We start from the raw sequence: 12,320 nt of genomic DNA, 5'->3' as shown, positions 1-12,320 counted from the left end.
CCTTAAAGCTTGGCTGGTGCGGCAAGTGTCATGTCGCTGGCGTGTTTCTGCACGTACTGTGTCAGAACGCGCAGCTGTTCCTGCGTCAGCGAGGTGCGTGGAGCCATGCCTTTAATCACGCCGATCCACTGGTTGGCATTGAAGCGATCGAGGGCGGTCAGGCCGTGACAGCCGGTACAGTTGGCCGACATCATATCCGCCGCGTAGCGCCAGATTTTTTGCTGATCGTCGATCAGTTGCTTGCGTGGCAGCCAGACCTGCAGTGAAACCTGATGCCACACCAGGCCGGTTTCGGCGTCGGTCAGAGTATTGCCGGTTTTCAATAATTTACGGGCGTCTTCACCCAACAGCACGCTGAGGATACGTTTGCCCTGCGCGGCGTAGAACACTTCGCTCACGCCGTCTTGTTGCCAACCGGAGACGTTGGCCAGCACTTTGTCGCCGTCTTGTTTCACCACCTGAACTTCGGTGGAAGGCATCAGGTTACCGGCATTGTGGCTGTCGTCCTGCTTCAGGAAGAACGGCTCGGTGGCGATGGTGTACAAGGTAGTGGCGGCAGGAGAGGTTTCCGCCGCCGCCTTCGCCAGTTCTGCGGCGCCGGCCTGAGTTTCACCGCTCATGTCCGGCAGGATATGCGCTACCCCTTTATGACAGTCGATGCAGGTTTCGCCCTGTTTGATGGCGACCGGGTGCTGAATGCGCGCTTCAGGCCGCTGGGCTGTGATGTCCATGGCGTCGAAGCTGTGGCATGAGCGGCAGGTGGCGGAGTCGTTTTCTTTCAACGTTTTCCACACCGATTGGGCCATCGCCAGCTTGTGCGCCTCGTATTTTTCCGGCGTGTCGATGGTACCGACCATTTCGCCGTAAATGTCTTTTACCGCGCGGATTTTGGTCCACAGGTAATCGAGCGGTTCATGCGGGACGTGGCAGTCGGCGCATTCGGCGCGGATGCCTTTGGTGTTCTGGAAGTGAACGCTGCCCTGATATTCAGCCAGAGGCTGTTGCATGGTGTGGCAGGAAACGCAGAAGGTGGTGTCGCTGGTTTTATGGAACACGGTGGCGGTGCCCGCCAATAGCGCCGCACCGAGGATGATGCCGAGCAGCAATAGCCACAGCCATCCCCACCGGCGCTTTGTTGCCCAGTCCGTTAGCTTTTTGTTCATATTGAACCCACTTATAATTATGAAATACCAAGGAAAACCTTTCCCAAAAAGGTGTTGGCCAAAGACCAATTAACCAGATTAAGTATAAGGTTTATCGGTAAAAACATCTAACACTATAGGGTTATTTTTAGTGGAAAAAAGGGCATTTTGGGGATATTTTAGCGTTATATTTTGTATTATATAACGCGTTTTTACAGGGGATTATGACCTTGCAAGCGCCATCACGGACAGGGTATAAAAACCCTGAATGGGAAATGGTTACTTTGTCGGCAACAATGGGGCTGTCGGTAAATAGAATTGGCCGGTCAACCACAGATGGATGGCGTTGCGGCTGGCTTCAAAATGGGGCTCCGGCAGCGCCTCAGGTAAACACCAGCGCCATTCCGAGCATTTATCCGGCTCTTTCAGTTCCGCCTCGCCGCCAGGATGCTGCGTCACCATGCACACCGACACCGTATGCTTTCCTTCGGCACGCCAGGTCTGCAGATTGTTACTGATGCCGATCACGCTCGGCGGGGCGATGATCAACCCGGTTTCTTCGGCTATCTCACGCTGCGCGCACTGTTCAAACGTCTCGCCGGCATCCAGATGCCCACCGGGAATTGACCAGAAAGGGGCGTGTTTACCGCAGCGTTTTCCCAGCAAGATCTCTCCCTGCGCATTAACGATAATGACGCCTATGCCCGCGACAACAGTCATGCTTCTCTCCGTCAGCAAAGTTTCAGCACAGTATGTCATTTTTGCGCCACAGCGGATAACCCATAGGCCAAAGTGTGCGTAAGGTCAAAAATCTATCACATCAAAATTGAGAAAACTTGCTTTCAGTCTGGGCTACTTACACACTGATTGAAACGTTTCAGCGTTATTGCCGCAATGACTGCGTGTCGATAACGCTCCTTTTTCTCAATAAAGCTGAAACGATTCAATTCAGCAGGAGAGGAGAATCATGTTCCAGTTATCACAGCAAGACATCCACCTGGGCGCTGCCGCCGGCAGCAAACAGGACGCTATCCGCCAGGTGGCCGCCGGGCTAGCCGAGGCCGGCTGCGTCAGTGCCGCCTATGTAGACGGCATGCTGCAGCGTGAGCTGCAAACCTCAACCTACCTGGGCAACGGCATTGCCATTCCGCACGGCACTACCGATACCCGAGGTCTGGTGCTGAATACCGGTGTTCAGGTCTTCCAGTTCCCTCAGGGCATCGAGTGGGGTGAAGGCCAAACCGCGTATGTGGTGATCGGCATTGCCGCCCGTTCCGATGAACACCTGGCGCTGCTGCGTCAGCTGACGCACGTCCTGAGCGACGACAGCGTGGCCGAACAGATGGCGAAAACCACCTCATCCGAAGAGCTGCGCAGCTTGCTGATGGGCGAAAAACAGGCGGCTGAATTCCGGTTCGACGTTTCGCTGATCGCACTCGACGTAGCCGCAGATAACCTAATGACGTTGCAAGCGCTGAACGCGGGCCGTCTGCAGAAAATCGGCGCGGTCAACGCACAGTTCGTCAGCGACGTCATTACCCGTCGGCCATTGAATCTCGGGCAGGGTATCTGGCTGAGCGACAGCACCGAAGGCAATCTGACCAGCGCGGCGACCCTGAGCCGTCCGGCGCAGGCGTTTGACGAAAACGGTGAGCAAGTCGCGCTGTTGCTGACGCTGTCCGTGGCCGACCAGCAACCTCTGGCGGTGCTGAATTACCTGAGTGACCTGTTGCTGGCGAACAAGGCCGAACGCCTGCTGAACGCCGATGCCGCTACCCTGTTGGCATTGCTGACCAGCGAGGTGGAAGAAGAAAGCACCATGCTGAGCGCAGAGTACGTGATCCGCAACGAACACGGCCTGCATGCCCGTCCCGGCACCGCGCTGGTTAACGTGATCAAGCAGTTCAACAGCGAAATTACCGTCACTAACCTGGATGGCAGTGGCAAACCGGCCAACGGACGCAGCCTGATGAAGGTCGTGGCGTTGGGCGTTAAAAAAGGACATCACCTGCGCTTTACCGCCAAGGGTGAAGATGCTGAAGCGGCGCTGAAAGCGATCGGTGAAGCCATTAACGAAGGACTGGGCGAGGGCGCAGCATGACCAGAAGAGTAGCCACCATAACCCTGAATCCGGCTTACGATTTGGTGGGCTTTTGCCCGGAGATCGAGCGCGGGGAAGTGAACCTGGTGAAAACCGCTGGCCTGCATGCCGCCGGTAAAGGCATTAACGTTGCCAAGGTTCTGAAAGATCTGGGCATTGATGTCACTGTGGGTGGTTTCCTGGGGAAAGATAACCAGGACGGCTTCCAGTTGCTGTTCAGCGATCTGGGCATCGCCAACCGCTTCCAGGTGGTACCGGGCCGTACCCGCATCAACGTCAAGTTGACGGAAAAAGACGGTGAAGTGACGGATTTCAACTTCTCCGGTTTTGAAGTGACATCGCAGGATTGGGAGCGTTTCGTGACCGATTCTCTGAGCTGGCTGGGTCAGTTCGACATGGTTGCGGTAAGCGGCAGCCTGCCGGCCGGCGTTGATCCCGATGCCTTTACCGACTGGATGATCCGCCTGCGAGCACAGTGCCCGTGCATCATTTTCGACAGCAGCCGAGAAGCGCTGGTCGCTGGATTGAAAGCGGCGCCATGGCTGGTGAAACCGAACCGCCGCGAGCTGGAAATCTGGGCCGGTCGTCCGTTGCCGAAGTTGGCGGACGTGGTTGAGACCGCGCATGCGCTGCGCGATCAGGGCATTGCCCACGTAGTGATTTCTCTCGGCGCCGAAGGCGCGTTGTGGGTTAACGCTTCCGGCGCCTGGATTGCCAAGCCGCCGGCCTGCGAAGTCGTCAGCACCGTGGGCGCCGGTGATTCGATGGTTGGCGGCCTGATTTATGGCCTGCTGATGCGCGAATCCAGCGAACACACTCTGCGTTTGGCCACCGCCGTGGCTGCGCTGGCGGTAAGCCAGAGCAACGTTGGCGTGACCGATCGTCCACAGTTGGCCGCGATGATGGCGCGCGTCGATCTGAAACCTTTTAACCAATAGCAGGAGGCGTAATGAAAACGCTGCTGATGATAGACAATTCGTTGGGGCAGGCCCGTGGCCACCTGGCGAAACGCATGCTCGGCGCTGCTGCGGCGAAAACCGGCCTGACGCTGGTTGAGTCGCCTGCCGAGGCCGAACTGGTGGTGGTTGCGGGGCAGACAGTGCCTGCCGACGCCGCGCTGAACGGCAAACGGGTTTATGTGGGCGATGTGGAGTTGGCGGTACGCGAACCGGAAGCTTTCCTCGCACTGGCCAAAGCCGAGGCGAAAGCCTGGCAGGCGCCGGCTGCGGTTGCCGTGCCGGCAAAAGCGGCGGGTCAAAAACGCATTGTGGCGATCACCGCTTGCCCAACCGGCGTGGCGCATACCTTTATGGCAGCCGAAGCCATTGAAAGCGAAGCTAAAAAACGCGGCTGGTGGGTGAAAGTGGAAACCCGTGGCTCCGTGGGTGCCGGTAATGCCATTACGCCTGAAGAAGTGGCGGCGGCGGATCTGGTGATCGTGGCGGCTGACATTGAAGTGGATCTGGACAAGTTCGCCGGCAAGCCGATGTACCGCACCTCTACCGGTTTGGCGCTGAAGAAAACCGCGCAGGAACTGGACAAGGCGCAGGCCGAAGCCGAGATTTTCCAGCCGCAGAAAAGCGGCGGTTCGGCCACAGCCGGCAAGAAGAAAGAGAGCGCAGGGCCGTATCGTCACCTGTTGACCGGCGTGTCGTATATGCTGCCGATGGTGGTGGCGGGCGGTTTGTGTATCGCGCTGTCGTTCGTGTTCGGTATCAAGGCGTTTGAAGTCAAGGGCACGTTGGCTGCGGCACTGATGCAGATTGGCGGCGGTTCAGCCTTCGCGCTGATGGTGCCGGTGTTGGCCGGTTTTATCGCTTTCTCCATCGCTGACCGTCCGGGCCTGACGCCGGGTCTGATCGGCGGCATGCTGGCGGTGAGCACCGGTGCCGGTTTCCTCGGCGGTATCATTGCCGGTTTCCTGGCGGGCTACGTCGCCAAATTTATCAGCACCAAGCTGCGTTTGCCGCAGAGTATGGAAGCGCTGAAGCCGATTCTGATCATTCCGCTGGTCGCCAGCCTGGTCGTCGGTCTGATCATGATTTACATCGTCGGTACGCCGGTGGCGAAAATCATGGAAGGTCTGACCCACTGGCTGCAATCGCTGGGTACCGCCAATGCGGTGCTGTTGGGTGCGATCCTCGGTGCCATGATGTGTACCGATATGGGTGGCCCGGTTAACAAAGCGGCTTACGCCTTCGGCGTGGCGCTGCTGAGCTCTTCGGTATACGCCCCGATGGCTGCCATTATGGCCGCCGGTATGGTGCCACCGTTGGCGATGGGATTGGCGACGCTGCTGGCGCGTCGTAAGTTCGAGAAATCCGAGCAGGAGGGCGGTAAAGCGGCGTTGGTATTGGGCCTGTGCTTTATCTCTGAAGGCGCGATTCCGTTCGCTGCCCGTGACCCGATGCGTGTGCTGCCATGCTGCATCGCCGGCGGCGCGCTGACCGGTGCGCTGTCGATGGCCTTCGGCGCCAAGCTGATGGCTCCGCACGGTGGTCTGTTCGTGCTGCTGATCCCAGGTGCTATCACACCGGTGTTGCTGTATCTGGTGGCGATCATCGCCGGTACGCTGTTGGCGGGCGTGTCTTATGCGCTGCTGAAACGCGCTGACGTTCCTGCGGCTACCGCAGCTTAACGTTATCGCAGGCAATAAAAAACCGGAGCATGATGCTCCGGTTTTTGCGTTTTTGGGGCTTATTGTTGCGCTTTCAGCCAGGCGATTTCTTCCGCCCAGATATCCGGGTTCACGGTTTCGAGAATCAGCGGGATATTGTCGAAACGCGAGTCGCTCATGATGTAACTGAAGACCGTTTTGCCGATATTGCCTTCACCCAGGCTGTGATGGCGATCGACACGGCTGCCGAACGCGCTCTTGGCGTCGTTCAGGTGCATGCCGCGCAGGTAGTTGAAGCCCACCACGTCACCCAGCACTTTAAAGGTCTGCTCGCAGGTTTCCTTGGTGCGCAGATCGTAACCGGCGGCAAAGGCATGGCAGGTATCGATACACACGCCGACACGGCTTTTGTCTTCCACGCCGTCAATGATCGCCGCCAGATGTTCGAACCTGAAGCCCAGATTGCTGCCCTGGCCGGCGGTGTTCTCAATCACTGCCGTCACGCCGACGGTTTTATCCAGCACGATGTTGATGGATTCAGCAATGCGCGCCAGGCATTTGTCTTCATCAATCTGCATCAGATGGCTGCCGGGGTGGAAGTTCAACAGCGTCAGCCCGAGTTGTTCGCAGCGCTGCATTTCATCCAGAAACGCCTCGCGAGATTTTTCCAACGCTTCGGTCACCGGGTGGCCGAGATTGATCAGGTAGCTGTCGTGCGGCAGGATTTGCCCTGGGCCGTAACCGTACTGTGCGCAGGCGCTTTTGAATTTATCAATCACCTCTGCCGGCAGCGGTGCGGCCTTCCATTGACGCTGATTTTTGGTGAACAGGGCGAACGCGGTCGCCTCTAATTCGTGCGCGCGGATAACCGCCTGATCCACGCCGCCTGACGCGCTGACATGTGCACCGACAAACTTCATTTTCATTCTCCTGTGTAATCGGCGTCATTATGGCATTGATAGCGGCAGGATTGAATGGCGACAAAAAGGCCCGCGATAAATCGCGGGCCAGGGAAAACTCAATGCTCATCAGAAGAAATGTTGCACCAACAGGTTCATCGCGCCGCCGCCGACAATCAGCCAGACAAACAGCAGGGTAGCCAGCAGAATGGGTTTGACGCCTGCCTCACGCACCGCGCTGATGTGGGTGGTCAACCCCAGCGCCGCCATCGCCATCGCCAGCATCCAGGTGTCGGCGGTAATCAGGTGTTTCACCCAGGTGGCCGGGATCAGGTTGAACGAATTCAGCCCGGCGACGGCGATAAACAGCACCGCGAACCACGGAATGGTAATGGCAGATTTGTCCGCCTTGCTTTCGGCATCACGGCTGCGGCTGATATAACCGGAAAGCAGCAGCAAGAACGGCGCCAGCATCATCACGCGGATCATTTTGGCGATCACTGCGGCGTTCTCGGCATCCGGCCCTACGGCATGCCCGGCGGCTACGACCTGCGCCACTTCATGAATGGTTGAACCGGCATAGATGCCAAAGGTTTCCTGGCTCAGCGGCAGCCACTGATAATGTTCATTCAACTGGAACAGCCACGGGTAGGCGAAGATCGCCAGCGTACCGAACACCACCACGGTGCTCACCGCTACCGCCACCTTGCTGGAGTCGGCCTTCAGCACCGGTTCGGTCGCCATCACCGCCGCTGCGCCGCAGATGCTGCTGCCGGCGCCGATCAACATCGCCGTCTGGCTGTCGATGCCGAACACTTTTTTACCCAGCCAGCAGGCCAGCAGGAAGGTGGTGCTCAGCGTCATCGCATCGATGATGATGCCGGTAGCGCCGACGTCGGCAATTTGCTGAAACGTCAGGCGGAAACCGTAAAGAATGATGCCCAACCGCAGCAGGCGCTGTTTGGCGAGCTGAACGCCGCTGTGGCAACTCGGTTGCAGCCAGGGATACAGCGTATTGCCCACCAGAATGCCGAACAGGATCGCCAGCGTCAGCGCACCCAGCCCCAGACCGGCGACCCACGGGATATCGCCTGCCAAAATGGCCAGCGCGGTGAGCGCGCCGGCCAGTAACAACCCCGGCGCCAGCCGAGGTAAACCGAGCAGGGGAACGTGTCGTGATGGAAAAGCAGGTGTGGTATCGGTCGCCATGAGTCAGCCCTTTTAATCGAATTCCTTGAGCACAAGACTACGTTTCGGCGGCATAAAAGAGAAATTGATTATATATTTATAACCTATCTGAATAAGTGGTAACTCTCTTCCTCTTTCAGGCTGCAACCTGCAAGTTATTGGGGAGAGAAAATCGTGGGCGAGGTGCGGTCGTCATGCCGATTTCTGCAAACGTGGTAATCTTAATGAATAGATACCCTGTGCGTCGTTGCCGGACAGCGGCGCAGATTTAGCATTAATTTCAGTGGTTTTACGATCAGGCCACTTTTTAATACCGAGATGGTTATGCATATCACCTTACGTCAACTGGAAGTTTTTACCGAAGTGCTGAAAAGCGGTTCGACCACGCAGGCCTCGGTAGTCCTGGCGTTATCACAATCGGCGGTCAGTGCCGCGCTGGCTGACCTGGAAGGGCAGTTGAGCGTGCAACTGTTCGATCGCGTCGGCAAGCGTTTGGTTATCAATGAACATGGCCGGTTGCTGTACCCGAAGGCGCTGGCGCTGCTGGAGCAGGCGGGGGAGATTGAACAGCTGTTCCGCCATGACGGCGGCGCTTTGCGTATCGCCGCCAGCAGCACCATCGGCAACTATATGCTGCCGGAAATGATCGCTCGTTACCGCCATGATTTCCCTGCTACGCCACTGGAGCTGAACGTCGGCAACAGCCAGGACGTGATCGGGGCAGTAGCGGATTTTCGCGTCGATCTGGGGTTGATTGAGGGGCCTTGCCATATGCCTGAGCTGGTTACTCAGCCGTGGCTGGAGGATGAACTGGTGGTGTTTGCCGCGCCGGAAAGCCCGCTCGCCCGGCAGCCGCTGACGCTGGAGCTGTTGGCCAATGCGCCCTGGATCCTGCGTGAGCGCGGGTCGGGCACGCGAGAGGTGCTGGATCACCTGTTGCTGGCGCATCTGCCGCACTTCCAACTGGTGATGGAGTTGGGCAACTCGGAGGCGATCAAACACGCGGTGCGCCACGGGATTGGCATCAGTTGCCTGTCGCGGCGGGTGATTGAAGAACAACTGGCGAGCGGTGTGCTGGTGGAACTGAAAATCCCGCTACCGCCGCTGATGCGCACTTTGTATCTGATCCACCATCGGCAAAAACACATCTCCAACGCCCTGCAGCGTTTCCTCAGTTACTGCACGTTGCCGGCCTGAGGCGGCGAACTGCGCCAATAACGCCCCCATACGGAGAAATGAAGCATAAAAACCTGCACCCTGTCACATTAATGACAGTAAGTAAGGAAAAATGGGCTGCCGCTAATAATTAGCGCTGAGTTATGAAGCTATCTTATATCAGCGCAATGTTACTAGTTCGCCGGTGGGTATTTGTTACAATCCGCCCTCATTTTTTGACGAGCAGATAGGGTAAGAATGGCTCAGCAGGATATAAAAACATCGGGGCAGCAAGCACCCGGATTGCGCCGCGAGCTGAAAGCGCGGCACTTAACCATGATCGCTATTGGTGGCTCAATCGGCACCGGCCTGTTCGTCGCCTCCGGCGCTACTGTCTCTCAGGCCGGCCCGGGCGGGGCTCTGCTGTCTTATGCGTTGATCGGTCTGATGGTCTACTTCCTGATGACCAGCCTGGGCGAACTGGCGGCCTTTATGCCGGTGTCCGGTTCGTTTTCCACCTACGGTGCCAAATACGTCGAAGAAGGCTTTGGTTTCGCACTGGGCTGGAACTACTGGTACAACTGGGCGGTGACCATCGCCGTTGACCTGGTGGCTTCGCAGTTGGTGATGACCTACTGGTTCCCGGATGCGCCGGGCTGGATCTGGAGCGCACTGTTCCTCGGCCTGATGTTCCTGTTGAACTACATTTCGGTCAAAGGCTTCGGTGAAGCGGAATACTGGTTCTCGCTGATCAAAGTCACCACCGTCATTATCTTTATCGGCATTGGCGTGCTGATGATCTTCGGCATCCTCAAGGGTGGCGAACACGCCGGCTGGCAGAACTGGACTATCGGCGATGCACCGTTTGCCGGTGGTTTCTCGGCGATGATTGGCGTGGCGATGATCGTCGGCTTCTCGTTCCAGGGGACCGAGCTTATCGGTATCGCGGCCGGCGAATCGGAAAACCCGGGCAAAAACATCCCGCGCGCGGTGCGCCAGGTGTTCTGGCGTATCCTGCTGTTCTATATCTTCGCGATCCTGATCATCAGCCTGATCATTCCTTATACCGACCCAAGCCTGCTGCGTAACGACGTAAAAGACATCAGCGTCAGCCCGTTCACGCTGGTATTCCAGCATGCCGGCCTGTTGTCGGCGGCGGCGGTAATGAACGCGGTGATCCTGACGGCGGTGTTGTCCGCCGGTAACTCCGGGATGTACGCCTCTACCCGCATGCTGTTTACTCTGGCATCGGAAGGCAAAGCGCCGCGCATTTTCGCCAAACTGTCGAAGGGTGGGGTGCCGCGCAATGCGCTGTACGCGACCACCGTGGTGGCGGGCCTGTGCTTCCTGAGCTCGATGTTCGGTAACCAATCGGTTTATCTGTGGCTGCTGAACACCTCGGGCATGACCGGCTTTATCGCCTGGTTGGGGATAGCCATCAGCCACTACCGGTTCCGCCGCGGCTATATGATTCAGGGGCGTGACCTGAACGATCTGCCGTACCGTTCCGGTTTCTTCCCGCTGGGCCCGATCTTTGCCTTTGTCCTGTGCCTGATCATTACGCTGGGGCAGAACTACCAGGCGTTCCTGCAAGACCGGATCGACTGGTACGGCGTGACCGCCACCTATATCGGCCTGCCGCTGTTCCTGGTGATCTGGTTCGGTTACAAGCTGACGCGCGGCACCCGTGTGGTGAAGTACAGCGAGATGGAATTCCCGAAAATGGACGTGAAGTAACGCCTGTCTGCACCTTGTGAATGCCCGGTTGCAGCCAACAGCGCTGCAACCGGGCAGGCAACGAGTATGAAACGCGGTGTAATCTCGCCGCGTTATTCCTTCGTATTCATCGCCAGCGCTTGCTGCGCCGCCGCCATCAGGCTGTCCACCGTTTGATAATCCTGAGTTAACGCCAACGCCCCGGCGTTCAACTGCAACGTCACCTCACCGAAAACACCAAAGACATACGGCGCTTCCAGCGGCGGCAGGATGCGTGCCAGAAACTCTCCTTCGGAGCCGTAAGGCAAATCGTGCACCAGGATCAGAAACTGGCCGCCGGTATAACGGCTGACAAAATCGCTTGGACGAACCAGCATTTTCAGGCGCTCGCCAATAGTGCGCAGCACGTCATCGCCGATCAGCACGCCGTGGCTTTGATACAGCGCCGCCAACGGAGTGAATTCAATAATAAACAGGTGCGAAAGCGGGTGTGCCGTTGTCGATGGCCGGCAAATGTCTTGCATCACGGCTTCGCCGCCCGCGCGGTTGAGAAAACCGGTCAGATGATCGCGATGAGCCACTTTTCGTTTTTCGCCTGTCAGCGTGACGTACTGCACCAACTGGCGATGGTAGAGCGCGATCAACCCATGGGCCAGCAGTAGCCACAGCGGGATGATATTCGCCAGCAAAAACAGATTCTGCATGCGTGACAGCGGTGCGGCCAGCAGGTAAGGCAGCGTCAGCAGCATGACCTCCAGCAGGGCAAAGCGCGGCGCTGCGGCATGGCGCTGCATCAGCCAGAAGGCCAGCGCGGTAATCAGCAGGCCGGCGAACAGGACTAGCACCATGCGGCCAGACAGCATGGCCAGCAGCGCAATGGCGCCCACCAGTCCAGACCACAGCAGTACCGTCACCAGCATGGCATTCGGCCAGACGGGCGGCGTGACGCGAGCCAGCCACCAGCGTATGCCGGTCAACCCAAGCACCAGCACCAGCAGCGCGGCGCCGATCGCCATATTGCTCAGCCAGGCGTAGGCCAGCAGCAGCACGACTACACCGGCGGCGTTCAGCCAAGGGGTTCGGGGAGAAGGGACAAGCGTAAGCCGCAGTTGGTGTTGGAACTGGGCGTCATCAGCCTGTTGTGGGCCTTGTACCAGCCAGTGCAGCAGGGCGGGTCTTTTAGGCGGTAACGTGGATGGTCGACTTCTCATGGCTGCCTCTTCAATAAGGGCCTAAGCAGTAGGTCCTAAATATCCGGCCAGGCGCGGTTGGCGCGTCGTTGACCGGTCAGGATTTGGATTCTAGGTGGTTTTGTCGCAATTTGTCACAGTGCTGCGTGGAGCGATGAAACTTTCGGAATTATTAACCCTGCATCAGCAGGATGAGGTTGTTACGGCGGCTTGGCGAATACTCTTTAAAAATAAAGTGTTACATCTCAACATGGCAGGTAATAGCTATTGATATGATTGATAAGTATTATCGTTTGCTTTATTGTTAGCGGC

The 12,320-nt window shown here is 57.7% G+C and carries 10 protein-coding genes; 5 read left to right on the top strand and 5 right to left on the bottom strand.

Annotated elements, in window-relative coordinates:
- Positions 1-2: 2 nt before the first annotated feature.
- Together SERAS12_RS16810 and SERAS12_RS16805 are read right to left on the bottom strand one after the other, a co-directional pair.
- A complete protein-coding gene (locus SERAS12_RS16810) occupies positions 3-1,163 on the bottom strand; it encodes a NapC/NirT family cytochrome c (RefSeq protein ID WP_013813778.1) in 1,161 nt (386 codons plus the stop codon).
- Between the two features lie 258 nt (positions 1,164-1,421).
- A complete protein-coding gene (locus tag SERAS12_RS16805; protein WP_013813777.1) occupies positions 1,422-1,862 on the bottom strand; it encodes an NUDIX hydrolase in 441 nt (146 codons plus the stop codon).
- Between the two features lie 247 nt (positions 1,863-2,109).
- Between SERAS12_RS16805 and fruB the strand changes: the two genes are divergently transcribed.
- Genes fruB through fruA form a run of 3 tightly spaced genes read left to right on the top strand, consistent with a single transcriptional unit; the run spans position 2,110 to position 5,881 of the window.
- Complete coding sequence (gene fruB / locus SERAS12_RS16800) at positions 2,110-3,243, top strand: fused PTS fructose transporter subunit IIA/HPr protein (RefSeq protein WP_013813776.1); 1,134 nt, start codon at positions 2,110-2,112, stop codon at positions 3,241-3,243.
- Positions 3,240-4,181: a 1-phosphofructokinase gene (gene fruK, locus SERAS12_RS16795; RefSeq protein WP_013813775.1), complete on the top strand. Its 942-nt coding sequence runs from the start codon at positions 3,240-3,242 to the stop codon at positions 4,179-4,181. The genes fruB and fruK overlap by 4 nt, the downstream gene beginning before the upstream one ends.
- 11 nt (positions 4,182-4,192) lie before the next feature.
- Complete coding sequence (gene fruA, locus SERAS12_RS16790) at positions 4,193-5,881, top strand: PTS fructose transporter subunit IIBC (protein WP_013813774.1); 1,689 nt, start codon at positions 4,193-4,195, stop codon at positions 5,879-5,881.
- Between the two features lie 59 nt (positions 5,882-5,940).
- Here the strand turns inward: fruA and nfo are convergent, their stop codons facing one another.
- On the bottom strand, positions 5,941-6,780 hold the full coding sequence (gene nfo / locus SERAS12_RS16785) for a deoxyribonuclease IV (RefSeq protein ID WP_013813773.1): 840 nt from the start codon (positions 6,778-6,780) through the stop codon (positions 5,941-5,943).
- A 108-nt stretch (positions 6,781-6,888) separates the two neighbouring features.
- Positions 6,889-7,968 (bottom strand): YeiH family protein, encoded by a 1,080-nt coding sequence (locus SERAS12_RS16780; protein ID WP_013813772.1) that lies wholly within the window; start codon positions 7,966-7,968, stop codon positions 6,889-6,891.
- A 303-nt stretch (positions 7,969-8,271) separates the two neighbouring features.
- Here SERAS12_RS16780 and yieE point away from each other — a divergent pair, with 303 nt between their 5' ends.
- Complete coding sequence (gene yieE / locus SERAS12_RS16775; protein WP_013813771.1) at positions 8,272-9,144, top strand: DNA-binding transcriptional regulator YeiE; 873 nt, start codon at positions 8,272-8,274, stop codon at positions 9,142-9,144.
- A 216-nt stretch (positions 9,145-9,360) separates the two neighbouring features.
- Positions 9,361-10,839, top strand: a complete 1,479-nt coding sequence (locus SERAS12_RS16770; RefSeq protein WP_013813770.1) for an amino acid permease — start codon at positions 9,361-9,363, stop codon at positions 10,837-10,839.
- A 92-nt stretch (positions 10,840-10,931) separates the two neighbouring features.
- Here SERAS12_RS16770 and SERAS12_RS16765 read toward each other — a convergent pair whose 3' ends face one another.
- Complete coding sequence (locus SERAS12_RS16765) at positions 10,932-12,029, bottom strand: diguanylate cyclase domain-containing protein (protein ID WP_013813769.1); 1,098 nt, start codon at positions 12,027-12,029, stop codon at positions 10,932-10,934.
- Positions 12,030-12,320 lie beyond the last annotated feature (291 nt).

Origin of the sequence: Serratia sp. AS12, from assembly GCF_000214195.1 — a bacterium.
Classification (GTDB): domain Bacteria; phylum Pseudomonadota; class Gammaproteobacteria; order Enterobacterales; family Enterobacteriaceae; genus Serratia; species Serratia plymuthica.
The sequence above is the reverse complement of the archived record's forward strand: the minus strand, read 5'-3'. Positions and strand labels throughout refer to the sequence as shown.